Below are 25,702 nucleotides of genomic sequence, written 5' to 3'. Positions count from 1 at the left end.
GAAATGCCTAAGCAAACCCCGTACAGATAAAAGGACGCGTATTTTATACCAATTGGTGACTAATTTCGAATGAATAAGGCAAATGTCTTCATTATTTTGTTTTATCAAAAAAAGAAGGGTCTAATTTAAGGTCATCAATGGGAAGCTAATGACTAGTTGGCTGCTACCGTCATCATTATCAAAAGTATTGAGTGAAGCGTGGTGTTTACTGGTAATTTGACGAATCGTATAACTAGCGAGATCGAAGTCGATTCTACTGTTGAGTTGGTTAAAAGAATCATTGTCGCTATTAACAGTGAGCCATAATTTTTGCTTAACCTCTTGTAACGTAAGATTGAAGTTTTGTGCTTCACTCTTAAATATGGCCGACATCAGTGCTTCAAATATGACTTTGTAGACATCTGATCTTAATTCATAATTTAAGCTATCGATTTTATCATCAAGAGTACAGTATAGTTTTACTTCGTATTTACTATGAATATAGTTAGCTAAAAAAGGAATCGCTACAGTTAAATCTTTGCCAGCAAGACTATCGGGTTCCTGTGAATCAAGGTTCTCTTTAAGCACTAATATACTTTTTTCAATCAATTGCTTACTTTGTTCTACTTCATTACTTGCTAGCGACGTAGAGGTGAGTTGTAAATTACGTTGAATAGTTTTCATCACTCGACCGCAATTTCTCATGTCATCTTTGAGCAAATTGTGAATGTTTCTAATTGATTTCGTCCGTAAATAAAGTAACCAAGAGGTCAACAACACGATAAACAAGATTAATATGATGTAAATAATTTTCAGTTCTACTGTCCAGTACCAAGGATAGGCGACATCTATCTCAGTATAAGCTTTTACATCACTCCAATGCCCTAAGCTATTAGTTGCCATAATCTCAATATTATAATGACCTGAAGCCAGGCCTGTTAAGGTTAATTGGTTATTACTAATTTGCTGCCATTGGCTATTATTAATTCGGTACTGATATTTTTTCGCTAACCCTGGGCGATAGTCCAAACTAGCCAAGTCAAAGGTGATGACATCGTTACCACTTTCAATCTTAATCGTTTTATTAAGTAAATAAGCTTTACCTGAAATAGTTGTTTTGCTGATAATAACATTCGGATTAAACTGTTTTTGTTCAGATAGATCGAGTGCCAAAATACCACTGTAGTGAATGGCATAAAGGGTGTCATTTTTTACTAACATACTGCTGACAAAAGAATACTGTTGGGTATTTTCTATCATAGTAACTTGATAATTTTTTGGCGATATACGATATAAACCTGGCTGGCCAGATACCCATACGTCACCATTAATTTTTATCATTTCGGTGAAGCTATGATCTTTAGAAAGCTGAGCTAATAAGTCACCTTGTTGATTAAACACTAAAATACCATCGCCGAGCGTTGAGGCAAAAATTTTGTTGTCAGCTAAAACAAATGAAACAACTTTACTTTTATTTGGCGACTTCAGTGTTGTGGTCACGTTGGTTGCTTGTTCGTAAATGCTAATGTGCCTGCTGTTTGCAATCCATATTTTTCCTTCCTCTAATGGTAAGACATCAATAATCTCAGGACTCAACAATCCCTTTTTAACATCGATATGATTTATAATTTTTTTACTATTTAAGTCATAGATATAGAGGCCATCATCATTAGTGGCTATGTAGAGTAAGTTGTTTTTATGCTTAAGTTTTAATACAAGTTGATCTGCAATAATATTCAGTTTACTCACTTTCTCTTGGTTTTTATCATAGCGCCATAAACCATCAAAACTTGCGATGTATAGGTTTTTGTTTACCTCTATGGCATCAAATATTTTTAGGCCTTTTTTAGTGAAGGCAGTATTTACGCTTGGTTTAAATATAGGTTTTAAGAAGTTTTGTAAACCAGCGCCATAACTGCCAATAATGATCTCATTATCAAATAGTTTGATTTCATTAGCATTGATTGGAATATCAAAAATAACTTCATGATTGGTAATGTAGTTCTCATTAACTTGTTCAATACCTTGATTACTCACTAACCATAAAACTCCCGATGCATCATGAAATATATCTCTAATACGTACGGTTTTACTTTGTCCATAGTGATGAGGAATTGTTGAAAGTGTCAGGCCATTATATTTGGTGATAATATTTTTTTTATTTACTGTAAAGAAATCATCACTATCAAACGCTTTAGTTAGCCCATAGATGGTCTCATTATGCCCTATATTTGATATTGTTCCGTCATCTGAAAAACGGTAAATCTTGTTCGCTGTTATGGCTATCACTGCATTAGATATGGCCGTTAATGCAGTAATCGGCTCATTAATGATAATAGAAAGGCGGTCACCTTGTAATTGAAATAAGCCTTTTTCATTCGATATGTATAGGTGCCTTTGATTATGAACAAGATGATCAATACTAATATCATTTTCAATAATATTAGTTTCTTTAGTACTTGGGTTATATCGATACAACTTATTTGGGGCATTGATGTAATATTTATCTTTAAACATTACTGCATCAAAGTGGTTCTGCCGTGGAATATCAACAGGGATTTTTGTAACAGTACCGGTTTGAGTGTGAAATAACCATAAGCCGTGAGTTTCTGTGGCAAGTAAAAGGTTGTCATCAATAAGGCTCATATTATGTATCCAAGAATATGGCAGTGGCCATTCTTGATTACTGAGCGAAAAAGTAATATTACTATTGGCATCAACGCGCGTTAACCCTTGTTGACCGGCTAACCAGATAAAACCGTCCTTGTCTTGGAGTATTTTATTAACGTTACTTAGGGTTTTAATCGATGTTGCATTGTTGGCTTCACTTAAAAAGCTAACGCATAAGAGGCTAAACACTAGAAGTATAGAAAGCTTAGCCTTAAACATTTTATTTAGCTGGATATTAAACGATACTTTGTGGTTTAGTTTTATTGTGCTCTTTTTCTCCACAGGCGACAAAAACTTGCGGCAAGCCATCATGAATGGTTGGCTTTTGTACCAGTAAGTAAGTGGGTTTTCGAGGATCATTTTGATGGTTTTTTTCTGCCCAAGCGTTAGATATTTTATCAGCAAATTGCTGCCCGTATTTTACTGCGAAGGCAGTGACTAGCATCTCAACACCAAAGTCATCCATAACCATCATAGTATTGTCATGGTAGCCGCTTGTACTATCAAAATCTATATCTACGGTTAGAATTTTATTGTTAGGTAATACTAAATCAGCGCGAAGCTTAGCAACCACAGCTCTATCACTATGTGCTTTTAAATGAGTTCGATTAGGTTTTTCAGTGAAATCATAGATTAAATTGATATCTTTACTTAATCGTTTTTCTTCGGTATTTCGGTCCGTGGTGGATTTCTGTAACAATGCAGACATAGTGCTTCCTTAATGATTTGATTAACCGTTTTATTCTCAACTAAGTTACCTAGATGATATCACTTGTTTTGAATAATTGTCCCAAAGTAAAAAAGTACAAATTTATATTTAACTTCAATGTCTTGGCTCTTTACTATAGCGGATATTTCAGGGTAAACAAGCATTGTCTGACTATCTTGATATCAAACAAATTTGTTTTTTAATACTCGTGATAGCATCCGTGCAATACGCCCAGTTCACCCTTTGCTTAAAATAAGTAGATCTATTGTAATGTTCCAAAATTTTGCTTGTCATTTTAGTATTCGAGCACGACTAAAAACGTTTTTATTGCTTCCTTGGCTAATCATTTTATGCTTTGGACTTAACCATACCAGTGAGTATTTAGAGGATATTAAACTGGCGCGTAAAGCTATTTTGTCTATAGAAATTTCGAGTGAAATTGACGACTTAATCCATGAACTACAAAAAGAACGAGGTTTATCTGCAGGTGTTATCGACCGAAATAGTAAGAAAAAGTTAGTTCAATTACAAAAACAAAGACTGCAAACAGACTCGCGTATCGAGCACACTATTGAGTTCATCCAACGTATTGAATTAACGCAGTTAGAGCTTAATACTATTGCCAGTCAGCAGGTAATAAATGACGTGCTTAAAGACATTTTTGTAAGTATTAAAGGATTATCAAAAGCACGGAGAAAAATTGATAATTCTGAGAGCCAAGATTACTTTGCTTACTACTCCCAGTTTAATGAAGACCTATTACGTTTAATATCACAAGTACAAGTTCATCTTAAAAGCACTGAACAAAATAGAGATAGTATCGACTTTCTTAATTTACTCAGACTAGAAGAAAAATCAGGACAGGAACGTGGTGCTTTAAACGCTTTTTTGAATACTAAACAGCTATACGCCAGCCAGCTCCAGCAAGTTATCTCTTATGGAAATGCACAAACAGAGCTCATTAGTGATTTATTTTCTGTATCAAAATCGCATCATCAACTGTGGTTACAGCGGCAACTTAATTCAGAAAATAACCAGCAAGTATTGCTCATTAGAGACCTACTCAATGAAAGATTAATACGCGCTGAGCAATTGGCACAACTTGAACGAGAAATAGGCTATGGCGGCTTAATACATGATTTTAAAAATTATGTATTAAGAGGAGAAACCAATTACTTTGACAGTTTTCTAACTCGCCTATCTTCCAGTCAAAACTATCTGACAACATTTAATGATATTGCCAACTTAACAAATGATGAAAAACAAGCGGTTGATATTATTGGGCAGACCTTAAATCGTTATCACCAGCATATCTTATTAGCAAAAATGTCAAGAGACAAAGGCAGACATGCTGAGCAAATAGATGACGAAATTCGCATTGATGATAGCCAAGCGGTAGCTGCGATTAAGAAGCTACAACAAAATGATGTCGGTATTGATACTGAGCAGTGGTGGCATTTGTCTTCGTTACGCATTGATGAATTTAGAGCAATAAGCAATCATATCCTTTCTGAAATGCAGAATTTAGCGAGTCATGAAGAGCAACAAGCAATCGATAGTTTAGTGCTCTACATAACAACATTTATTTTGGTCTTTATAACAACCTTATACCTCTCTTTCTTAGCGGTTAGGCGCATTGTTGCGAAAATTAAATATATCAGCACCGCAATGACAACAATGGAGGTTGAGCATAAATTTAATCAGCCATTGAAAGTCAAAGGAAAGGATGAAATATCCGATATGGTGATAGCTTTTAATCAAATGTTAGCCGAACGTATTAAATCAGAAGGCGAGCAAAGGATTTCTGCGGCAGTATTTAAGTATGCTTCAGAAGCAATCATGATCACGAATGCAGAGAATAGGATTGAAACGGTTAACCCTGCATTTTGTCATATCAGTGGTTTTAGCATAGAAGAGGTATTAGGTAAGTCACCTAATATTCTAAACTCAGGTAAGCATGACAATCATTTTTATCAAAAAATGTGGCAATCTCTTGAGCAAGATAATAGCTGGCAAGGTGAAATTTGGAATAAAAGAAAAAATGGTGAAATTTACCCTGAATTTTTAGCTATTTCAGTGGTGAGAGACCAAGATAAAAAGCCACTCCAATATATTAGTTTATTTTCAGACATCACTAAGCATAAAAAATATGAGGAAGATATTTGGTTACAAGCTAATTATGACTCACTCACCGGGCTACCTAACCGTGGTTTATGTGTCGAAAGATTACATAATAAGTTAAAGGGGGATAAAGCTGAAGATAGTGAAGTAGCTTTATTGTTCATTGATTTAGATCGGTTTAAATTTGTCAATGATACCTGGGGACACAGTAGTGGAGATGAGTTATTAAAGTTGGCGGCGATTCGGTTAAGAAACTGTATACGTGAAAAGGATACTGTAGCTCGATTTGGTGGCGATGAGTTTGTTGTTCTATTAGTAGGCCTATCTAATCGTTTTGCTATTGAACGAGTCGTTAAAAATATCCTGACTAGTTTATCGATGCCTTTTCATTTACGAAATAATAATGAAGCCGTTGTTTCTGCGAGTATAGGCGTTACGATTGGCCCTGTTGATGGTGACAATGTTGAATTACTGCTTAAAAATGCGGATACTGCTATGTATCAAGCAAAAGCTGCGGGCCGCAATACTTTTCAATTTTTTACGAAGAGTATGAATGAAACTGTCAGTAGACGGATGCATATAGAGCAAGCTTTAAGGCAAGCAATTAAGCGGCAAGAATTTGTCTTGCATTATCAACCGGTAGTTTCACTCGATACGGGGGAAATTATTGGCGCTGAAGCACTCATTCGCTGGCAACACCCAGATAAAGGATTAATTTACCCCGATAGTTTTATAGAAATAGCTGAGGAAGCTGGCTTGATTGAACCTATTGGACAATGGGTGATTGAACAGGCATGTACTGATTTAAGGTATTGGCACGATCTTGGTCTGAAAATACAAGTGGCCGTTAATGTCTCTAGTCGACAATGCAAACAAACAAGTCAAACGCCGATAAAAGACATCATAAAAAAAGCCCTGAAAGTTAATAATATTTCGCCATCTAGCTTGAAAGTTGAAATTACCGAAAGTTCATTGATGGATAATTCAGAAGAAATGATGACTACTTTACAAGATATTCGTAGTTTAGGCGTTGCTATTTATATGGATGATTTTGGTACGGGTTATTCATCGTTGAGTTATCTAAAACATTTTCCCATCGATGTAATGAAGATAGATCGTTCTTTTATCGCCGGATCTATTGATGATAAAACCGATGCAAGTTTAGTTGAAGCAGTCGTTTTAATTGGGCATAGCTTATCGTTAAAACTGGTTGGTGAAGGTATAGAAACTAAGCAGCACTACGACTACCTACGCTCATTAGGTTGCGATTACGGCCAAGGTTATTTTATCTCTAAACCGATAGCCTCAAAAGCGCTGATTACCTTATGCCAACAAGTGGGTAATCCGCCTAAATGGTTAGATTGATATTAATTAATTGATAAAGGGTCGAAATTATTCGCGTGCTTGGGTAAAATAACAGTCTATTCCGATATTGTTGTGAACATTAAAGTATGGAACATTTTGATTGTGTGGTTATTGGCGGTGGTATGGTTGGTGCAGCAAGTGCATTGACCTTAGCGCAACTTGGTTTAAAGGTTGCTTTGGTGGAGAAATTCACGCCCCAAGCTTTCAGTGCTGAGCAACCTCTTGATTTACGTGTATCAGCGATTTCTTTAGCTTCACAAAACTTACTCAATCAAGTTGGCGCATGGCAACAAGTTAAACAATGGCGCAGTTGTCCTTACAAACGTTTAGGTGTTTGGGAGTATGAAAGTGCTTATACTGAATTTAACGCTGACGACATTGAGCAGTCACATCTAGGACATATCGTAGAAAACCGTTTGATTCAACTCGCGCTATGGCAACAAGTTACTGCTATGAGTAATATTCACACATACTGCCCAGAAAGCTTACTCTCCCTAAACCAAGATGATGACTCCGGCAATAACAGAGCAACACTAACACTAACTAATAGCGTGGTAACGGCAAAGCTAGTTATTGGCGCTGATGGCGCTCAATCAAAAGTAAGGCAAATGTCTGCTATTGGCATGACAGGCTGGGACTATCAACAGTCAGCCATGTTGATTAATGTTGAAACGTCAATGTGCCAACAAGACATTACCTGGCAGAAATTTTCACCTACAGGGCCAGTAGCCTTTTTACCATTGCCAGGACAAAGTCCATTAGGTGGTTATGCCTCTTTAGTTTGGTATCACCAACGAGATGAAATAACCCGCTTAGCTTCGTTATCAAATAGCCAACTGCAACAAGAAGTACTTAAATGCTTTCCTGCACAATTGGGTGATATCAAGGTGCTGGCCAAAGGTGACTTTTCATTAACACGTAGACACGCTAATACCTATCAGCATAAGCGAGTTTTGTTATTAGGTGATGCAGCTCATACTATCAATCCAATGGCCGGGCAGGGGGTAAATTTAGGCTTTAAAGATGTACTGGCCTTGCAGCATGTTATCGCGGAAGCGATTGGCAATGGTGAAGCATGGCATGATGAGGCTGTGTTAGTTCGTTATGAAAAAATGAGACGCAAAGATAACTTACTTATGATGTCTACTATGGATGCTTTATATGCTGGTTTTAGTCATCCTTCACCACTTATTAAAGCTGCCCGTAATTTAGCCTTGTTAGCGGTTAACAAAGTACCTGTTCTAAACTCGACTATAAAAAACAAAGCATTGGCTTATGCGTGTGGTTTATAGATAAGTTACCGCAGGTTAAATAGGAAATTATTGTTCGGGGGAGTTGAACCCCAGCATTAGAATGAAAGAGTTATACAATGTACTTTTGATGAGCAGGAATGGCTCTTAAAGTGATAAACATTATGGAAGTAGCATTTATGAGTAAGATTACTAGTAGTTCATGCCGTGATTACTTATAAAACCTTACATATATAGCATAGAAGTATGGCTGATTTTTATAACGAGTAATTAGTAGCGAATAATTGAGTATAAGGTTTCAATTTGTAAGTATCATTTGTAGTGTACTTGACGTGTTATTTGAGATTCTAGATATTTTGAAAGGGTATGGTTCAAGAGGATTGAACGCATTTTTACAGAGGTAAAAATGGTGGCTACACCGGGACTCGAACCTGGGACCCCATCATTATGAGTGATGTGCTCTAACCAACTGAGCTATGTAGCCTTTGAAACACAAATAATTATCTAATATAAGCAGTGCTTAAGTTTTAGATAATAAGGGGAGTGTTTTGTTTTCTAGATATTTGAAATGGTGCGGGTCAAGAGACTTGAACTCTCACATCTTGCGATACTGGAACCTAAATCCAGCGCGTCTACCAATTCCGCCAAACCCGCATTACATTCAAGGTTTAAAGAGACTTGGCTCTGTGTACCATTTTTAAAAAAATGGCAGGGATAAGAGGATTTGAACCTCTGAATGACGGGATCAAAACCCGCTGCCTTACCGCTTGGCTATATCCCTCCAGGATAATAAGTTACATTGCATACTTTTTATTAAAATTGAATTAACAATGATGATAAAAAGTGGCAGGGATAAGAGGATTTGAACCTCTGAATGACGGGATCAAAACCCGCTGCCTTACCGCTTGGCTATATCCCTGCAATGTACTTACTTTTTACGTGCAACAACGTTGCTTTGAAATGGTGCGGGTCAAGAGACTTGAACTCTCACATCTTGCGATACTGGAACCTAAATCCAGCGCGTCTACCAATTCCGCCAAACCCGCATACATTCAATTTTTAAAGAGACTTGAACTCTCACATCTTGTAATACTGGAACCTACTCTCTATAAAAAAAAGTAGCGCGTGTATCGTTTTACCAATTCCGCCAAACCCGCATTACATTCAAGTTTTTAAAGAGACTTGAACTCTTTTTACTTAAGTATAAATACTGAAGTAAAATGGTGGCTACACCGGGACTCGAACCTGGGACCCCATCATTATGAGTGATGTGCTCTAACCAACTGAGCTATGTAGCCTTTACCAACCTGCTCTGTAGCAAGTGCGGCGTATTATGCTAATCTACTTGCCTTCCGTCAACAGTTATTTTCAAAAAAGTTGTACTTTTTATTTGTTTGGCTATTGCGTGTGCAGTTTGACGAATAACTATGCAGGGAAACAGTGAAAAAAGCAGTGAATTGATGAATTAGGTAATACATTTGTCTTTATAGCGAAAGAGATGAGATTGCCATTCTTTGGTTTACTAGGTTAGTTGCGTTGAATATTTTGTTAAATTATCTATTTCAAGCTAAATTATTTGTTTGTAAATTGCCAATGATGAAATGTTAGAGCGCTAATCAATAATTTTTTACGATGAAAACTAATAAATGTTCCCTATGTATGTCTGTTATAAATATCAGGAGTCAGCAGGACTTTTTAATAAGTACTTAAGCAATTATTATTACGAAGAGTAATGAACGGGGTAACAGCATACTACTATGCTCAATCAAGCGCCTTATTCTTAATATTTTCGATTATTTCACCTTTTACAGTAAACATTGCAACCTTACTTAATTCAATTGCCCTAGTTAGTGTTTTACAGGCACAAAAAAGGCCCATCATGATGAGCCTTTTTGAGAATATAATTTTTACAGCGTGTTAGACATTAAAGCGGAAGTGGATTACATCGCCATCTTTTACACGATACTCTTTACCTTCTAAGCGCCACTTGCCAGCTTCTTTAGCACCCGACTCACCATTAAATTCAATAAAGTCATCGTAGCTAATAATTTCGGCACGAATGAAACCTTTTTCAAAATCAGTGTGAATAACACCTGCTGCTTGAGGTGCGGTAGCATTTTGTTTTACTGTCCACGCGCGTACTTCTTTAACGCCGGCAGTAAAATAAGTTTGCAAGTGTAGTAAAGAATAACCGGCATTTATAACACGATTAAGTCCTGGTTCTTCTAAACCCAAATCAGCCATAAATTCAACACGGTCTTCGTCATCCATTTCAGACAACTCACTTTCAATCTCAGCACAAACAGCAACAACGATAGCACCTTCTGCATCCGCTATTTTTTGTACTTCATCAAGATAAGGATTATTTTCAAAACCATCATCGTTGACATTAGCTATATACATTGTTGGTTTTAGTGTCAAAAAGTTTAAGTAATCGACGGCTGCTTTTTCTTCTTTAGATAACTCTAAAGAACGTACCATGTGGCCTTCTTCAACATGCTTTAATATTTTCTCTAATACCGGCATTTCAAATTTAGCGTCTTTATCTCCACCTTTAGCTTTTTTGGCTAAACGAAAAATAGCACGTTCCGCTGTGTCCATATCAGATAAAGCTAATTCAGTATTGATCACATCGATATCATCAACAGGACTTACTTTATTAGCAACATGGATAATGTTGTCATTATCAAAACAACGTACAACATGGCCAATGGCATCGGTTTCACGAATGTTAGCTAAAAACTTATTACCTAAACCTTCACCTTTTGATGCTCCAGCAACAAGACCTGCGATATCTACAAATTCCATTGTTGTGGCTAATACACGCTCAGGTTTTACTATGGCTGTTAATTTATCTAAGCGAGGATCTGGTACTGGTACTACGCCAGTATTTGGCTCAATAGTACAAAAAGGGAAGTTTGCCGCATCAATACCTGCTTTGGTAAGTGCATTGAATAGTGTTGATTTACCGACGTTAGGCAAGCCAACGATACCACATTTAAAACCCATAATTTTTTACCTATTGATTATTTCTAGCGTGTATTTACTTGTGTATAATTACTCGGCTTTAAAAGAGTGTAAGCGATTTTGCGCTTTCTTTAAGTCGTCTTTTAGCCAAATATCTAAACATCGACTGGCTTCGTCGATTGCTTGTTCAATTTTTGCTTGTTCTGCACTCGGCGCTTTACCCAGTACATGACCCGTTACTTTATCGCGATGACCCGGATGGTCAATACCAATACGTAACCGGTAAAAATCTTTATTGTTAGCCATGCGATCAATAATATCGCGCAAGCCATTGTGTCCGCCGTGCCCACCGCCTTTTTTAATCTTACAAACACCAGGCAACATGTCTAATTCATCATGGGCAACTAAAATTTCATCGACCGATATTTTATAAAAATTAGCTAGAGGTGCAACTGCTTGACCGCTACGGTTCATAAATGTAGTGGGGATTAATAAGTGAACAAGGTTTCCCGCAATTAACCCTTTACCGTAAAGGCCAGAGTATTTTTTTTCGGGACGAAGGGAAATGTTATGGCTACGTGCTAGTTCTTCTACGAACCAAACACCTGCATTGTGGCGTGTTTTGCTATATTCGGGGCCAGGATTTCCCAGCCCCGCAATTAGTTTAATAGTCATTATCTATAATATTATAAATGAATGTGGCTATTATTCAGCAGCTGGAGCTTCTTCTGCTGGAGCAGCAGCTTCATCGTCAGTGCTTACTTTTGCAGCTTTCGGTGCATTAGCAGAAACAACAGCTAGATCGTGATCTTCGCCTTTAGCCAATTCATCAGAAGTAACGCCTGCAGGGAAGGTAACGTCTGATAAATGGATAGTTTGACCAAGTTCTAAACCAGCTAAGTCAATTGAGATGAACTCAGGTAAGTCTTTTGGTAAACAAGTGATAGCGATTTCATTCATGTGGTGAGAAATGTTCGCACCAGTTTTAGCCGCTTCATCTTCGTTTAAGAAGTGAATAGGAGCGTTTGCATGAACAGCATGCTTTGCATCAATGCGTAAGAAATCTAAGTGCATTACAACTTGCTTGAACGGATGACGTTGCATGTCTTTAATTAGACATTCAACTGGCTTGCCAGCGATGTTCAATGTTAATACTTGCGAGTAGAACGCTTCTTCTTGTTGAGCACGGAAAACGTTTTTGTGCTCTAAAGTTAAAGAAATAGGTTCTTCATTTTCACCGTAAAGGATAGCAGGAACTTTGTTCGCGTGACGTAGGCGGCGGCTCGCACCTTTCCCTAAATCAGTACGTACTTCAGCTTCTAATGTTAATAAATCAGTCATTTTAATACTCTTTTGTTATATAAGTTAAAAAACTTAAAAATTTTATCTTGTTTTTTGCGACCAAAAACAAGGAGACACCATTTGAATCTACATTAAATATGCTTAGCTATAAATAACTAGGCCATTAGATAAAAAAGGCGCGGCATAATAACATTTAGGCTTAGGTAAAGCTATTAAATAAACAGAATAATTGACGGAGGTATCGGGGGAAGAGAAGGGCAATAAAAAAGCAGCCTAAGTAGTGGCTGCTTTTTTGCAATAGTTGTCATTAATCGCTAGGCGATCATTGTCAGGAATTAGTCAAACATTGCAGAAATAGATTCTTCATTGCTTACACGACGAATCGCTTCACTTAACATGCCACTTAATGTTAATTGACGAACCATTTTAAGTGCTTTAATTTCATCAGAAAGAGGTATTGAGTCAGTAACAACAACTTCATCAATAACAGATTCTCTAAGGTTTTGTGCTGCATTACCTGATAGTACTGGGTGAGTAGCATAAGCAATAACACGTTTTGCGCCATGTTCTTTTAATGCTTCTGCTGCTTTAGCTAAAGTGCCACCAGTATCAATCATATCATCTACGATAATACAGTCACGGCCTTCAACTTCACCAATAATATGCATAACTTGTGCAACGTTCGCTTTAGGGCGACGTTTATCGATAATGGCTAAATCAGCATCATCAAGTAACTTAGCTACAGCACGAGCACGAACTACACCACCGATATCAGGAGAAACAACAACAGGGTTGTCTAACTCACGATTTTGCATATCATCTAATAAGATAGGTGTACCAAACGCATTATCAACAGGCACATCAAAGAAACCTTGAATTTGCTCTGCGTGTAAGTCAACAGTTAATACACGGTCAACACCAACACTTGATAAGAAGTCAGCAACTACTTTCGCAGTAATAGGTACACGAGCACTACGTACGCGTCTGTCTTGGCGAGCATAACCAAAATAAGGGATTACAGCAGTGATACGGCCAGCAGAGGCACGACGCAAAGCGTCTATCATTACAATTAATTCCATTAAGTTATTGTTGGTTGGAGCACAGGTTGATTGAATAATAAAAACATCAGCACCACGGACGTTTTCATTTATTTCAACACTAATTTCACCATCACTAAAACTACCGACTTTAGCATCACCTAGAGGCATATATAGGCGATTAGCAATTTTCTTGGCCAGTTCAGGGGTGGCATTACCCGCAAAAATCTTCATGTCAGGCACTTTCGATTCCTCAGAAATATTTGACATTAATAGTAGGCTCTTTGATTGATAAGCAATCATTGAACAGTATAGGCCGGCTTAACTGTAACAGCTTTTTTCTAGCACAATAATGTGCTTAAAAACAGCCGTATTGGTTAAGTTAGCAAATCTTTATAAAACTTTACTCGCTCAATGATAGCTTTGCTATTACAGAGCAGAGTGGAGACTTATTCAGTCCTTGCGCTACAAAAGAGCTTATTCCTTTAGGGAGTTTCGCTTGTAATGAACGCGCCTCTTGATAACTAGAAAATTGCGTAAAAACACACGCTCCAGTTCCTGTCATTCTTGAGGGTGCGTATTCTACCAACCAAGCCAGTAACTTGGCAACCTCGGGATACTGTTTTATTACTAATGTTTGGCAGTCATTATGAAAGCTTTCAGTGACGAAGTCGCTAGTGTTAAGGGCTGTGGGGTCAAGTTTCTTAGTATTTCTAGGTAGATCTACAGCAGTAAAAATTTCCTTTGTAGAGATGCTACATTCAGGTTTAGTAATCAAATACCAAGACTCTTGAGGTTTGATAGCGGTGAGATGGTCACCTACGCCTTGGGCAAAGGCAGAAAAACCATGAATAAATATAGGTACATCGGCGCCAAGACTCAAACCTAACGATGACAATTCACTTAAAGAAAACTCGCACTGCCATAACAAATTGAGTGCAACTAAAACGGTCGCTGCATTTGATGAACCACCACCCAAACCTCCACCCATTGGTAGGATTTTATTGATACTGATCTTAACGCCCAAATCAGTATTACTTCTATTTTTTAGTAATCGTGCTGCTTTGACAATTAAGTTATCGTCATTATTAACACCATCAATAGGTGTTAATAATTCTATATCAGGCGTTTCGGTCGCCGTTAAGGTAAGAGTATCGCTATGATCGATAAATTGAAAAAGTGTTTCTAAATTGTGATAACCATCTTCACGTTGTCCGACAATGTGTAAAAATAAGTTAATCTTTGCTGGCGATGGAAATTCAATCGCTTTATTAAGAAAAGAGTTCGAGTTAGAAGCGCAAGTCATGTAAATATTCTGCTTATTTTGAGTGATATTATTTGGCAATAGCCAATTATTTGTTGGTAATAGACCAGTCATTGACGACAATTTTAATTAATAAATCATCTTTCTTAATCGAAAATTTAGTCGCTAAGCTATAGCTATCAATTTGCTGATAGTTAGCGTAGCTGACTTGCCATAATTCATTATTATAATAGCTTGATAGCGTGAGTGGTAGCTGCGTAGTTTTTTGATAATGAATACTATCATCTTCTTGATAGGGTATACCTTTGAGCCAAAACGTCAGTGCTTGGGTTGGTAAGGTTAAACCGGTAATGGAATGAATAAGTACTTCTAAATTATGGCCTTGATAGGTTTTTCCATCTACTTGTATTTTATGGCTGTTAGCATTCGAATCAAGTTGTAGAACATTTATCCCTAAATAAGTGGTTAAATTGAGTTTTTGGGTGCTTTTATTTTCGTCAACTTGCCAAGATAATGTTGCGCTACTGCGTGATTTTTTTTCTATAAAAGCTATTTTACCCTTTATTTTCCACTGCTGTAAGTGTTGCAGTTCGTCAATTCTTTGTTGGGATGTTTGTTTAATTAATACCTGAGTTTCATTATTAGGCAGAGTACTACAACCTGATACTAATACCGTACATAAGGTAAGGGTGAGTAAATAGGGTGAATAAAGGTGAGCTTTAATAAATTGGGACATTAATGATAAGTGCTTAAAACGATGATAATTGTTATTGAAACATAGCTTTTTAGCCTTTGTAAATAGCAGTATTATTTTTAGGGTCTTTTATCACAGATCATATTTTAATAGCAGGGCTTAGGGTATACTTACGTTACTATATAAAACAAGTTCTATAAAACTTGTCGGAAATGTTTACAAAATAGGTTTATTACTGTGTCTATCGTTGCTGTTGGAATTAATCATAAAACTGCGCCTGTTGCGGTCAGAGAGAAAATATCTTTTAATCCAGATAAGCTTTCTATTGCCCTTCAAGAAATGCTTAATGCAGTACAGTGTCGTGAAGTTGCTATTCTTTCTACCTGTAATAGAACAGAGTTATACCTAGTACAAGATGGTGACTTTGATGTTACTCAGCAACGCCTAATTAAATGGCTAGAAAGTTTCCATAACGTACCCGCCTCGACTATTTTACCTAGCCTATATTGGCATAAAGACCAGCAAGCCGTTAATCATATGATGCGCGTAGCCTGTGGTTTAGACTCTCTTGTTTTAGGCGAACCGCAAATCCTAGGGCAAATGAAACAAGCTTATAGTCAAGCGAAAGCTGCTGGCTCTATGTCATTGATTATGGACCGGTTATTTCAACGTACTTTTGGCGTAGCAAAACAAGTTCGCACAGAAACTGAAATTGGTGCCAGTGCAGTATCTGTTGCCTTTGCTTCAGTAAACTTAGCCAAGCATATTTTTGGCGGCCTTGAAAAAACTAAAGTATTGCTTGTTGGTGCAGGTGAAACTATTGAGTTAGTTGCAAAACATTTATATGAAAATAATGTCGGTAAAATTACCGTTGCTAACAGAACACTTGCACGTGCTGAAAACATGGCAACGAAAATTGGCGCTGATGTTATTACTTTAGCGCAAATACCTGAACATATGTGTAATGCTGATATTGTTATCAGCTCTACCGGATCTACTTTACCTATCATTGGTAAAGGCATGGTTGAGCAAGCGTTAGCGTCACGTAAGCATCAACCTATTTTTATGGTTGATCTTGCTGTTCCTCGTGATATTGAAGAACAAGTTTCAGAACTTGAAGATGTATTTTTATATACCGTTGATGACTTACAAGGCATTATTGCTAAGAATATAGCCAATCGACGTAAAGCTGCAGTTCAAGCTGAAAGCATTGTGAATAGCCAGTCCGATAATTTTATGGCATGGCTGCGCGGTTTAAATACGCAGGACACTGTCATTAGTTATCGTAAACAATGTTTAGATAACCGTGATGTTTTACTCGAAAAAGCATTCATACAATTAAAAAATGGTAAAAATTCAGAAGCTGTTCTAGCTGAACTTGCCAATAAACTTACCAATAAATTCATGCATGCACCTACCAGTGCTCTCCAGTCTGCTGCCCAAGGTGGTGAACTGGATAAACTTATCTATTTACGTGACATCTTTAATATAGATTCACAAGAGTAGACCTCGTATTATTTTATGTACTCATAAAAGCAAAGACCTTATTTGATTTATTTAGCATGGCTATGCTAAAAATTCGACTGTAATTAAATCCGCTTTAATGTGAACAAATTTTAACCCTGAAAGATTAACATGCCCTGACTCTGCTAGTGCACCGCCATGACAATTTGCAGCGGACATGGTGGATTGCGTTATTACTGTGTTAGAATAGCAGTAATTTAGTCATCCTTATCTAAAATATAAGAATATTCCCAATGAAATCATCAGTTTATCAGAAACTTGAAGTGCTAGTAGAGCGCTTTGAAGAAGTACAGGCATTATTATCCGATCCTGCAACCATTAGCGACCAAGAAAAGTTCCGTGCTTTATCTAAAGAGTTTAAGCAGCTTGATGCAGTGACTTCAGTTTTTAATAATTATAAAAGTGCTGAAGATGATTTTTCTACAGCAGAGCTGATGCTTAAAGATGACGATCCTGATATGCGAGAAATGGCACAGGAAGAATTCAAAGACGCGAAAAAAGCGGTTGCTGATATTGCGGATGAATTACAAATTTTATTACTTCCACGCGATCCTAACGATGATAACAACTGTTTTGTTGAAATTCGTGCTGGAGCTGGTGGTGATGAAGCGGCTATTTTTGCTGGTGATTTATTTAGAATGTACAGCCGTTATGCAGAAAAGAAAGGCTGGAAAATTGAAGTAATGAACTCCAATGAAAGTGAGCAGGGCGGTTATAAAGAACTGATCATGAAAGTAAATGGTGAAGGCGTTTTCGGTCATATGAAATTTGAGTCGGGTGGTCACCGTGTACAACGTGTGCCAGCGACTGAATCTCAAGGTAGAGTACATACCTCGGCTTGTACTGTAGTTGTTATGCCTGAAATTCCAGAGGCAGATGCGATTGAAATTAATAAAGCTGACTTAAAAGTTGATACTTTCCGTGCATCAGGTGCAGGTGGTCAGCATGTTAACAAAACAGACTCGGCTATTCGTATTACCCATATTCCTACGGGTGTTGTGGTTGAGTGTCAAGAACAACGCTCACAGCATAAAAACAGAGCGCAAGCGATGTCAGTACTTCAAGCACGCCTGCAGCAGGCTGAAGATGAAAAACGTCGTAGTGAAGAAGAATCATCACGTCGTAACCTTGTTGCCAGTGGTGATCGCTCTGAACGTATTCGTACCTACAACTTTCCACAAGGTCGCATGAGTGATCACCGTATTAACCTGACTTTATATCGTTTAAACGAAATTATGGAAGGTAGTTTACAACTGGTGATGGAGCCGATAATGCAAGAAAACCAAGCTGATTTGTTAGCTGAATTAGCCGAACAACATTAATCGTAGTTTTGTCAGCCACTTTATCAGTAATATCAATGGAAAATAACACCATAGCGTACTGGATAGCACACGGACAGGAACAATTAGTTTCCTGTTCAGATAGTGCTAAGCTCGATGCACAAATCCTCTTGTGTTTTGTGCTTGATAAGGAACGTAGTTACTTACTTACTTGGCCAGAGAAAGAAGTAACTGAGCAATCTGAACAACAGTATCTTGCCTTATTACAAAGGCGGATAATGGGTGAGCCAATAGCTTATATTGTTGGAGTACAAGAGTTTTGGTCTCTGCCATTTCGGGTTTCACCGGCTACGCTTATCCCACGTCCTGACACCGAAGTTTTAGTTGAACTAGTCCTTGAACATTTTGGTGAGTTGGATACCTTACATTGCTTAGATCTTGGTACTGGCACTGGTGCAATCGCACTAGCGCTTGCATCAGAACAACCAAACTGGCAAATTGACGCTATTGATTTTAGTCTTGATGCAGTAAAACTAGCCAAGCAAAACGCACAAGACTTACACTTATCGCATGTGAATATATTCCAAAGTGATTGGTTTAATGCAGTTAATGAGCGTAAGTTTGATGTGATTGTTTCTAACCCCCCTTATATTGATGCATTAGATAAGCATCTAAGCCAAGGTGATGTGCGTTGTGAACCTGAATCTGCTTTGGTTGCCGATGAGCAAGGGCTTGGTGATATTAAGCACATAGCACAACAAGCGCTAAAGTTTCTCAATACTCACGGTTCTCTATTTTTTGAACATGGTTTTGAGCAAGGTCAAGCGGTAAGAAATATCTTAACGGCTTTAGGTTATGACAATGTACAAACCGTTAGAGACTTCAATGGTCACGAGCGTATCACTTGGGCAAGTTTATATACCCGTCCCACTTGAATATGCAGGATGCAGCTGGAATTATAAATGCTTTAGGGAAGGCATTGATTGAAGAGAATGGTTGTTCCCTTATCGAAATCAATAACGTAGCATAAAGCATTTATAAACCAGCCCTTTGGGGAGAACTGAGCAAACCATACTCTTCGTTACATTTATTTTTAAGGGAATAACCCTTAACAAAAAAATGTGCCTTGATTATGATTCGCTCAGATCTCCTGAAACAAACATCTTCAGGTGGAGCGGGTATAAGTCGGTTAATACTTGTTGTTTAACTTAATCGTTGATTTTTGCTTTAGGGTTACACTTTGAAACGTTTTGATAACCTAAAATCGATACACTATGAGAAAATAATTGCATAAGCAATTGGACAAATTAATAGAACCATTTGCTCAAATAAAAGGAATAACTTTGAAACATTTACATATAACCCTTGCAGTACTTAGCATTAGCTTATTCACCTACCGTTTTATTTTAACGTTAATGGCATCAAAGAATCTTGACCGTAAATGGTTAAAGATAAGCCCTCATGTTATCGATACTTTTTTACTTATTGCTGGTATTTCGTTAGCCGTAAAATTACATTTAAACCCAATGGAACAAATGTGGTTAGCTGAAAAGATTTTAGCTTTGTTTGCTTATATATTTACTGGCTATTACACCTTGAAATTAGCGCGTAATAGACCGATGCAAATACTTGGTTTTTTAGGTGCTATGGGTTGGGTAATGTTGATAGTTCGCTTAGCAATAACTCGCGAAGCGATGTTTTTTAGCTAACAATAACAGTTAAAAATAAAGTTTAAGTCTGAACTAAAGTGCAAAATCGAATTTATTGGTTAAGCATCCAACGGAGTCATTAAGATAATTAGTTATGAATGAATTGTTTTTATCAGAATTAAAGTCTGCCGATAAAGATTTACTACAGAAACTTGTACTAATTGAAGAGCATGTTTTTGCCGATAGTGCTCAAGAACCTGTGCAAACTGAAGCATCTTTGGATAGCTTAGAATTAATTATCAGCCAGTGTATTGCCATCATAAGTGAAATAGAATCACCATTAGAAAAAGCAGAAGCTTTACTTAATGAATTATATTTTCAGCACTTATTTATAGACCGTTATCAGACCCGCTGGCCTATTTCTGCTTATAGTGTCGCAAAAGGTCTGAATCAACGTGCTATGTCACCTGTTGTTAAGGCGGCTTTAGTTAAAGAAATCATTACCGCTTGTGGCTTTGAGACAGACTTAGTATTTATCCCCAATAAAATTATGGTACGCCTGTGCTGTGATGAGCAGTACGCTATTATTTTTGATGCAATAACAGGAGAGTCACTCGATTGGACTGAGCTTGATGTGCGTTTAGATGAGTTAGATGGCGATCCTGGAGAGCAAGAATTAAAAGCAATCGATGACAGTGTCGCTTTGGTAGAACACCTATCAGCACTGAAAAACGTTTTGATCCATGAACAGGCCTTTGATAAAGCATTAACATGCGTTGATGTTATCTTGTCATTAAATCCTGACGATCCATTGCAACGTAGAGACCGTGGTTTCTTGCTGCACCAGCTTGATTGTTTTAAAGTGGCGGTTGATGATTACCGTTATTTCGTAGAGCAATGCCCTAAAGATCCCGCAGCGAAAATATTAAAAATTCAACTTGAAAAAATTGATGTTGGTAATAACGTACTTCACTAGAATTTTTACTTTATCAAGAATAAAAATAAGAACAAAAACAAAAACAAAAATATAAATAAAGATAAAAGGCAAAATAATGCAAGAAAATATTGTGGCGAATGCGCCACTCATTACCAATGATGCAGTAGTATTGGGACTTTTGGCGCTTATCTTAGGCTTGGTTTTTTATACTTCCACGAGTAAGAATTCCGCCTGTCAAAAATTTTATAAATATGTACCTGCGTTATTAATGTGCTATTTACTGCCTTCTTTTTTAAATACCTTTGGCATAGTGAGTGCTGAGGTTAGCCAAGTTGATGAAGTAGCAAAATACTTTCTTCTACCTGCTTGTTTAGTACTGTTAACGTTAAGTATCGATGTAAAAGCCATTGCAGGCCTTGGTAGCAAAGCTATTATTATGTTTTTAACTGGTACCGTCGGGGTCGTAATTGGTGGTCCAATTGCTTTGCTAATTGTCTCTGCTATTTGGCCTGAGCTTATTGGTGTTACCGGTCCTGAAGCTGTATGGCGTGGTATGGCCGCTCTTGCTGGTAGCTGGATTGGCGGTGGCGCTAATATGTTAGCGATGAAAGAAATATTTGAAGCGGATGGTAAGATATTTACCATTATGGTCACAGTAGATATTGTAGTGGCTAATATTTGGATGGCAGTATTACTTTATATTGCTGCAAACCATAAAGCTATTGATGCTAAAAGTGGTGCAGATACCTCGGGTATTGATAAATTAATTGCTGATGTTGAAGCTTTTGACAAAGAGCATAAACGAACGCCAGAATTGAAAGATTTTATATTTATTATTGCCATCGCTTTTGGTGCAGCTGGTTTTGCCCATTTTGCAGCTGATTTACTGGTACCGTTTTTCCAACAAAATTTCCCTGATCTAAAAAAATTCAGTCTACACAGTAAATTATTTTGGATTATTGTCTTAGTAACTTCAATTGGCTTGGCTTTATCGTTTACTAAAGTTAGACGACTTGAATCGGTAGGTGCCTCTAAAGTTGGTAGTAGTTTCTTATATATTCTTGTTGCAACCATTGGTTTGCATATGGATGTTACCCAAATAGCAGAAGCGCCGAAGTATGTGGTTATTGGTTTAATTTGGATGGCAATACACGTCGCTTTATTATTTGCTGTTGGCCGATTCATTAAAGCGCCAATATTTTACTTAGCGGTAGGTAGTAAAGCTAATATTGGTGGTGCAGCTTCTGCCCCAGTGATTGCCTCTGCATTCCACCCATCATTAGCACCTGTTGGTGTATTACTTGCAGTACTAGGTTATGCCCTAGGTACTTATATGGCTTGGATGTGTGGACAACTATTACGTATTATCGGTAGTTAGTAAAACATCACCTTGTTGATGTATGAACGAATTTAGGTGTCAAAAGTGCTCATTGATACTTTTCTAATTGATAAGTGTCAACTCAGTGCTTTTTCCTTTAAATTGATTTATACAGCTTAAAGTTGAAGCATTACTTAAAGCTACTTTTTGCACATATCTGATAATAGAATTACGGTACTTTTTTAGGAATACTTTTTAGGAAGAAATGATGACAATTAAATCTGTTTCAGTTAAAGGCATTGACGTTGCTAATGAGCAACCTTTTGTATTATTTGGTGGCATGAATGTGCTTGAATCACGTGATCTTGCGATGAAAATTGCTGAGCACTATGTTGAAGTGACTCAAAAGCTAGGTATACCTTATGTATTTAAGGCCTCATTTGATAAAGCAAATCGTTCTTCAGTCAATTCTTATAGAGGCCCTGGTTTAGATGAAGGCTTAAAGATTTTTGAAGAAATAAAGTCAACGTTTAATGTGCCGATTATTACTGACGTGCATGAATCATATCAAGCACAGCCGGTAAGTGAAGTCGTTGATGTTATCCAGTTACCAGCCTTTTTAGCGAGACAAACTGACCTTGTGGTAGCCATGGCTAAAACCGGTGCCGTTATAAATGTTAAAAAACCCCAATTTCTTGCTGCACATGAAATGAAGCACATTATTACCAAATTTGGTGAAGCGGGAAATGAGAATATTATTTTATGTGAGCGAGGTAGTTGCTATGGATATAACAACCTCGTTGTTGATATGCTGGCAATGGACGAAATGAAAAATTACGCCCCTGTTATCTTTGACGCAACGCACGCCCTGCAAAAGCCTGGTGGTCGTAGTGATAGCGCTGATGGTCGTCGTGCTCAAGCGGCGCAATTAGCGCGAAGTGGTATGGCAATAGGAATAGCGGGTTTATTCATTGAAGCACATCCTGATCCATCTGCAGCTAAGTGTGATGGTCCTTGTGCATTGCCACTGGATAAGCTAGAGCCTTACTTAGCTCAAATGAAAGCCCTAGATGATTTAGTGAAAGGTTTTACGCCACTCATCACTGACTAGAATTTGATCCATCTTACGTATTTTGAGCCTACTTATTATTCGTTAAGTAAGTGGTAACTTATAATTTAAGCAATAAAAAAGGTGTCCTAGGACACCTTTTTTTATTTGCGATCTTAATAACTAAGATCTTACTTCAGTAAATGTGCGAGCATTTTGAAATATGGTAACATGCGGGTTAAAACGAACCGACATGAAGAGTGATAACCACTGTGGTTAGTATTACTTTACACAGTGTAGTTCACTTTAATTATTCAGCAATTAAACTTGCGTTAGTTATCGTAATAGACTTGTTTTGATTAGCTGTTTGCTTTTGTTTAGCAAAGCCTGCGTCAGTCGATTGTTGTGTAAATATAATTTTAGCGGGTGCTAAAGAAACCTTTAGGCTTTTATGTGCAGCAGTTGTAAGTTGAGTTCGGTTCACTGGCTCAGCTTTAACAAGTGCCGTTTTTGGTACCGCAGCTGTAGCTGCAGTACTTAATAAAGTAGTGGCGAATAATGCGACAAGTAAATTAGTTTTTTTAATGCTTTGTTTCATGTGTTTGTCCTATGTATGACCTAATAATAAATTTGTAGTACCCTATAGATTTATTAGGACCATTTCTCGCACTGGTTTTATTCTTAAAAAATAAAGCGTATGGTTGGGAGCACACGCTATACCTGAGTTTCATAAAACGTTGAGATGATGTCCTTCATCTACGGCGTGAATAATACGCAAGTTAGTAAAAAAATAAAAATGACTTTAATTAATGTTATTCATTAGAAAAACTAATAAATAATTGTTATGCTCTATTTATAGGTTTTTATGCAGTTATTAACGACATAATTTAAATTTTATTGAATATTCTAGGGTGAATTTTGGCTAGTAGACTCCCACCATTAAACGCTTTGCGAGCATTTGACGCATCGGCAAGGCAGCTTAGCTTTACGCGAGCAGCAGAAGAGCTTTTTGTAACGCAGGCTGCAATAAGCCATCAAATTAAATCTTTAGAAGATCATTTAGGCATTAAATTGTTTATGCGAAAAAACCGAGCCTTGCTACTGACAGAAGAAGGACAATCGTATTATCTGGACATTAAAGATATTTTTACCTCGTTGCATGAAGCCACTGAGCGCTTACTGGCTCGTGGGGCTAAAGGAGCCATAACGGTTAGTTCGCAAGCAAGTTTTGCTATCCAATGGTTAGTCCCTAGGTTAACGGCTTTTAATTCATTGCATCAGGATATTGATGTTAGGATCAAAGCGGTTGATCAGCCTGAGAACTCATTGACTGAAGATGTTGATATCGCGATTTATTATGGTCGAGGTCGTTGGCCAAATATTCATGCTGATAAATTGCATACCGAATACCTAATTCCCGTTTGTTCACCATTGTTAGTGCAAGAAAATGCTGCTAATGGCAAGCCACCTCTTTTAACATTAGAGGATTTGTCTGAACATACATTATTACATGATACTTCACGTAAAGATTGGAAACGCTGGTTCAAACAAGTGGGCGTTAAAGGGGCTAATGTCAATCATGGCCCTATTTTTAGTCACTCCGCTATGGTTTTACAAGCGGCGTTACACGGACAAGGCATTGCGTTGGCTTACAGCGTGTTAGCAAAGCCTGATATAGACTCAGGACGATTAGTTTGCCCTTTTAACGATGTTTTAGTGAGTAAGAATGCTTATTTCATCGTCTGTCGTGAAAATCAAAAAGATATTGGTAAAATTACTGCTTTTAGAGAGTGGATGTTAGACATGGTTGAAGCAGAGCAAGCACAAATTACTGATGGACAAATAAGTTAATGACCCACCAAGATACAATTGCTAGCGAAGATGGTAGCGATATCAATATATTGTTGAACACTGTCCAAAATGCTAAAGCACTCGTTATATTTGCCCATGGCGCGGGCGCTAATATGTCACATGAGTTCATGAATGAAACATCGCGGTTACTTAATCACTTGGGCATCAATGTTTTACGTTTTAATTTCCCTTTTATGGATAAAAGGGCACTGACAGGTAAAAAATACCCCCCTGATAGAATGCCTAAGCTGTTGCTTTGTTATGAAACCGTGATCGAATACGTAGTTGATAAAAAACTAAGTCATCAGTTACCTTTATTTATTGGTGGTAAGTCTATGGGCTCGCGTGTTGCGGCAAGCTTGGTGGCTGATTCTGATCTATTAAAGAGTCGTTTACTTAATCACATTTCTGGCGTTTTTTGTATAGGTTATCCATTTCATCCAGCGAAAAAACCTGAAAAACTACGTCTTGAACCTTTGGTTGATGCCAATAAGCCAGTATTAATTGTACAAGGTGACCGTGATACTTTGGGTAATAAAGTTGAGATTGCCAGTTATCGGCTAGCTGAGCACTGCCAATGTGTTTTTTTAGAAGATGGCGATCACAGTTTAAAACCAAGAGTTAAATCAGGTTTTACTCATCAGGCACACATGCAAAGTGCTGTTGAAGAAATTGTGACATTTATTGAACGGGTAACTATTAGCAGTTAACAACTAAGCCAAACATGAGAAAAAGAT

Annotated in this window: 20 protein-coding genes and 6 tRNA genes; 11 read left to right on the top strand and 15 right to left on the bottom strand. The window is 37.4% G+C overall.

The genetic code is table 11. From position 1 onward, the window contains the following. Positions 1 to 120: 120 nt before the first annotated feature. Both CPS_RS15945 and CPS_RS15940 read right to left on the bottom strand, forming a co-directional pair. Positions 121 to 2,838, bottom strand: a complete 2,718-nt coding sequence (locus CPS_RS15945; protein WP_041737987.1) for a ligand-binding sensor domain-containing protein — start codon at positions 2,836 to 2,838, stop codon at positions 121 to 123. Between the two features lie 46 nt (positions 2,839 to 2,884). Further along, complete coding sequence (locus CPS_RS15940) at positions 2,885 to 3,358, bottom strand: hypothetical protein (RefSeq protein WP_011044324.1); 474 nt, start codon at positions 3,356 to 3,358, stop codon at positions 2,885 to 2,887. A 270-nt stretch (positions 3,359 to 3,628) separates the two neighbouring features. On the opposite strand from CPS_RS15940, the gene CPS_RS15935 reads away from it, so the two are divergent. Both CPS_RS15935 and CPS_RS15930 read left to right on the top strand, forming a co-directional pair. Beyond that, positions 3,629 to 6,844: an EAL domain-containing protein gene (locus CPS_RS15935; RefSeq protein ID WP_011044323.1), complete on the top strand. Its 3,216-nt coding sequence runs from the start codon at positions 3,629 to 3,631 to the stop codon at positions 6,842 to 6,844. An 86-nt stretch (positions 6,845 to 6,930) separates the two neighbouring features. Continuing rightward, complete coding sequence (locus CPS_RS15930; RefSeq protein WP_011044322.1) at positions 6,931 to 8,136, top strand: FAD-dependent oxidoreductase; 1,206 nt, start codon at positions 6,931 to 6,933, stop codon at positions 8,134 to 8,136. A gap of 365 nt (positions 8,137 to 8,501) precedes the next feature. On the opposite strand, the gene CPS_RS15925 is transcribed toward CPS_RS15930, so the two are convergent. The 12 genes from CPS_RS15925 to lolB form a co-directional block, all read right to left on the bottom strand. Further along, positions 8,502 to 8,578, bottom strand: a tRNA-Met gene (locus CPS_RS15925). An 85-nt stretch (positions 8,579 to 8,663) separates the two neighbouring features. Next, a tRNA-Leu gene (locus CPS_RS15920) sits at positions 8,664 to 8,748 on the bottom strand. Positions 8,749 to 8,800: 52 nt separating this feature from the next. Then, a tRNA-Gln gene (locus CPS_RS15915) sits at positions 8,801 to 8,875 on the bottom strand. 63 nt (positions 8,876 to 8,938) lie between these two features. After that, a tRNA-Gln gene (locus CPS_RS15910) sits at positions 8,939 to 9,013 on the bottom strand. Between the two features lie 42 nt (positions 9,014 to 9,055). After that, positions 9,056 to 9,140 (bottom strand) — tRNA-Leu (locus CPS_RS15905). A 175-nt stretch (positions 9,141 to 9,315) separates the two neighbouring features. Beyond that, a tRNA-Met gene (locus tag CPS_RS15900) sits at positions 9,316 to 9,392 on the bottom strand. 619 nt (positions 9,393 to 10,011) lie between these two features. Continuing rightward, positions 10,012 to 11,103, bottom strand: a complete 1,092-nt coding sequence (ychF, locus tag CPS_RS15895) for a redox-regulated ATPase YchF (protein ID WP_011044320.1) — start codon at positions 11,101 to 11,103, stop codon at positions 10,012 to 10,014. A 48-nt stretch (positions 11,104 to 11,151) separates the two neighbouring features. Beyond that, positions 11,152 to 11,736 (bottom strand): aminoacyl-tRNA hydrolase, encoded by a 585-nt coding sequence (gene pth / locus CPS_RS15890; protein ID WP_011044319.1) that lies wholly within the window; start codon positions 11,734 to 11,736, stop codon positions 11,152 to 11,154. A gap of 30 nt (positions 11,737 to 11,766) precedes the next feature. After that, positions 11,767 to 12,402 carry a 50S ribosomal protein L25/general stress protein Ctc gene (locus CPS_RS15885; RefSeq protein WP_011044318.1) on the bottom strand — a complete coding sequence of 212 codons (636 nt, stop codon included), beginning with the start codon at positions 12,400 to 12,402 and terminating at the stop codon, positions 11,767 to 11,769. A gap of 296 nt (positions 12,403 to 12,698) precedes the next feature. After that, positions 12,699 to 13,643, bottom strand: a complete 945-nt coding sequence (locus tag CPS_RS15880) for a ribose-phosphate pyrophosphokinase (protein ID WP_011044317.1) — start codon at positions 13,641 to 13,643, stop codon at positions 12,699 to 12,701. Positions 13,644 to 13,803: 160 nt separating this feature from the next. Further along, positions 13,804 to 14,706: a 4-(cytidine 5'-diphospho)-2-C-methyl-D-erythritol kinase gene (gene ispE / locus CPS_RS15875; RefSeq protein WP_011044316.1), complete on the bottom strand. Its 903-nt coding sequence runs from the start codon at positions 14,704 to 14,706 to the stop codon at positions 13,804 to 13,806. Between the two features lie 46 nt (positions 14,707 to 14,752). Next, positions 14,753 to 15,400, bottom strand: coding sequence for a lipoprotein insertase outer membrane protein LolB (lolB, locus tag CPS_RS15870; protein ID WP_011044315.1), 648 nt, complete (start codon positions 15,398 to 15,400; stop codon positions 14,753 to 14,755). Between the two features lie 195 nt (positions 15,401 to 15,595). On the opposite strand from lolB, the gene hemA reads away from it, so the two are divergent. The 7 genes from hemA to kdsA all read left to right on the top strand — a co-directional run bounded on the left by hemA (position 15,596) and on the right by kdsA (position 23,177). Continuing rightward, entirely contained in the window at positions 15,596 to 16,864 is a 1,269-nt protein-coding gene (gene hemA / locus CPS_RS15865) for a glutamyl-tRNA reductase (protein ID WP_011044314.1), read from the top strand. A gap of 251 nt (positions 16,865 to 17,115) precedes the next feature. Beyond that, the gene (prfA, locus tag CPS_RS15860; RefSeq protein ID WP_011044312.1) at positions 17,116 to 18,204 is read left to right on the top strand and encodes a peptide chain release factor 1; all 1,089 of its coding nucleotides are present in this window, start codon (positions 17,116 to 17,118) and stop codon (positions 18,202 to 18,204) included. 35 nt (positions 18,205 to 18,239) lie between these two features. Next, positions 18,240 to 19,097 carry a peptide chain release factor N(5)-glutamine methyltransferase gene (gene prmC, locus CPS_RS15855; protein ID WP_011044311.1) on the top strand — a complete coding sequence of 286 codons (858 nt, stop codon included), beginning with the start codon at positions 18,240 to 18,242 and terminating at the stop codon, positions 19,095 to 19,097. Positions 19,098 to 19,505: 408 nt separating this feature from the next. Then, positions 19,506 to 19,871: a SirB2 family protein gene (locus tag CPS_RS15850; RefSeq protein ID WP_011044310.1), complete on the top strand. Its 366-nt coding sequence runs from the start codon at positions 19,506 to 19,508 to the stop codon at positions 19,869 to 19,871. A 94-nt stretch (positions 19,872 to 19,965) separates the two neighbouring features. After that, the gene (locus tag CPS_RS15845; protein ID WP_011044309.1) at positions 19,966 to 20,787 is read left to right on the top strand and encodes a SirB1 family protein; all 822 of its coding nucleotides are present in this window, start codon (positions 19,966 to 19,968) and stop codon (positions 20,785 to 20,787) included. A 76-nt stretch (positions 20,788 to 20,863) separates the two neighbouring features. Then, positions 20,864 to 22,126: a DUF819 domain-containing protein gene (locus tag CPS_RS15840; protein ID WP_011044308.1), complete on the top strand. Its 1,263-nt coding sequence runs from the start codon at positions 20,864 to 20,866 to the stop codon at positions 22,124 to 22,126. 208 nt (positions 22,127 to 22,334) lie between these two features. After that, entirely contained in the window at positions 22,335 to 23,177 is an 843-nt protein-coding gene (gene kdsA, locus CPS_RS15835) for a 3-deoxy-8-phosphooctulonate synthase (RefSeq protein WP_011044307.1), read from the top strand. 247 nt (positions 23,178 to 23,424) lie between these two features. Here the strand turns inward: kdsA and CPS_RS15830 are convergent, their stop codons facing one another. Next, positions 23,425 to 23,712 carry a hypothetical protein gene (locus CPS_RS15830; RefSeq protein WP_011044305.1) on the bottom strand — a complete coding sequence of 96 codons (288 nt, stop codon included), beginning with the start codon at positions 23,710 to 23,712 and terminating at the stop codon, positions 23,425 to 23,427. A 320-nt stretch (positions 23,713 to 24,032) separates the two neighbouring features. Here CPS_RS15830 and CPS_RS15825 point away from each other — a divergent pair, with 320 nt between their 5' ends. After that, on the top strand, positions 24,033 to 24,965 hold the full coding sequence (locus CPS_RS15825) for a transcriptional regulator GcvA (protein WP_011044304.1): 933 nt from the start codon (positions 24,033 to 24,035) through the stop codon (positions 24,963 to 24,965). After that, the gene (locus CPS_RS15820; RefSeq protein ID WP_011044303.1) at positions 24,965 to 25,675 is read left to right on the top strand and encodes an alpha/beta family hydrolase; all 711 of its coding nucleotides are present in this window, start codon (positions 24,965 to 24,967) and stop codon (positions 25,673 to 25,675) included. Before CPS_RS15825 ends, CPS_RS15820 begins: the two co-directional genes overlap by 1 nt. The last annotated feature ends 27 nt before the right edge of the window (positions 25,676 to 25,702 follow it).

It is taken from the genome of Colwellia psychrerythraea 34H, from assembly GCF_000012325.1.
GTDB lineage: Bacteria > Pseudomonadota > Gammaproteobacteria > Enterobacterales > Alteromonadaceae > Colwellia > Colwellia psychrerythraea_A.
The sequence above is the reverse complement of the archived record's forward strand: the minus strand, read 5'-3'. Positions and strand labels throughout refer to the sequence as shown.

Bases quoted from the DNA above. Each gene is read 5' to 3' on its own strand.
- CPS_RS15940 (WP_011044324.1), bottom strand. From the start codon at position 3,358: ATGTCTGCATTGTTACAGAAATCCACCACGGACCGAAATACCGAAGAA.
- CPS_RS15935 (WP_011044323.1), top strand. From the start codon at position 3,629: ATGTTCCAAAATTTTGCTTGTCATTTTAGTATTCGAGCACGACTAAAA.
- CPS_RS15930 (WP_011044322.1), top strand. From the start codon at position 6,931: ATGGAACATTTTGATTGTGTGGTTATTGGCGGTGGTATGGTTGGTGCA.
- ychF (WP_011044320.1), bottom strand. From the start codon at position 11,103: ATGGGTTTTAAATGTGGTATCGTTGGCTTGCCTAACGTCGGTAAATCA.
- pth (WP_011044319.1), bottom strand. From the start codon at position 11,736: ATGACTATTAAACTAATTGCGGGGCTGGGAAATCCTGGCCCCGAATAT.
- CPS_RS15885 (WP_011044318.1), bottom strand. From the start codon at position 12,402: ATGACTGATTTATTAACATTAGAAGCTGAAGTACGTACTGATTTAGGG.
- ispE (WP_011044316.1), bottom strand. From the start codon at position 14,706: ATGACTTGCGCTTCTAACTCGAACTCTTTTCTTAATAAAGCGATTGAA.
- lolB (WP_011044315.1), bottom strand. From the start codon at position 15,400: ATGTCCCAATTTATTAAAGCTCACCTTTATTCACCCTATTTACTCACC.
- prfA (WP_011044312.1), top strand. From the start codon at position 17,116: ATGAAATCATCAGTTTATCAGAAACTTGAAGTGCTAGTAGAGCGCTTT.
- prmC (WP_011044311.1), top strand. From the start codon at position 18,240: ATGGAAAATAACACCATAGCGTACTGGATAGCACACGGACAGGAACAA.
- CPS_RS15845 (WP_011044309.1), top strand. From the start codon at position 19,966: ATGAATGAATTGTTTTTATCAGAATTAAAGTCTGCCGATAAAGATTTA.
- CPS_RS15840 (WP_011044308.1), top strand. From the start codon at position 20,864: ATGCAAGAAAATATTGTGGCGAATGCGCCACTCATTACCAATGATGCA.
- kdsA (WP_011044307.1), top strand. From the start codon at position 22,335: ATGACAATTAAATCTGTTTCAGTTAAAGGCATTGACGTTGCTAATGAG.
- CPS_RS15830 (WP_011044305.1), bottom strand. From the start codon at position 23,712: ATGAAACAAAGCATTAAAAAAACTAATTTACTTGTCGCATTATTCGCC.
- CPS_RS15820 (WP_011044303.1), top strand. From the start codon at position 24,965: ATGACCCACCAAGATACAATTGCTAGCGAAGATGGTAGCGATATCAAT.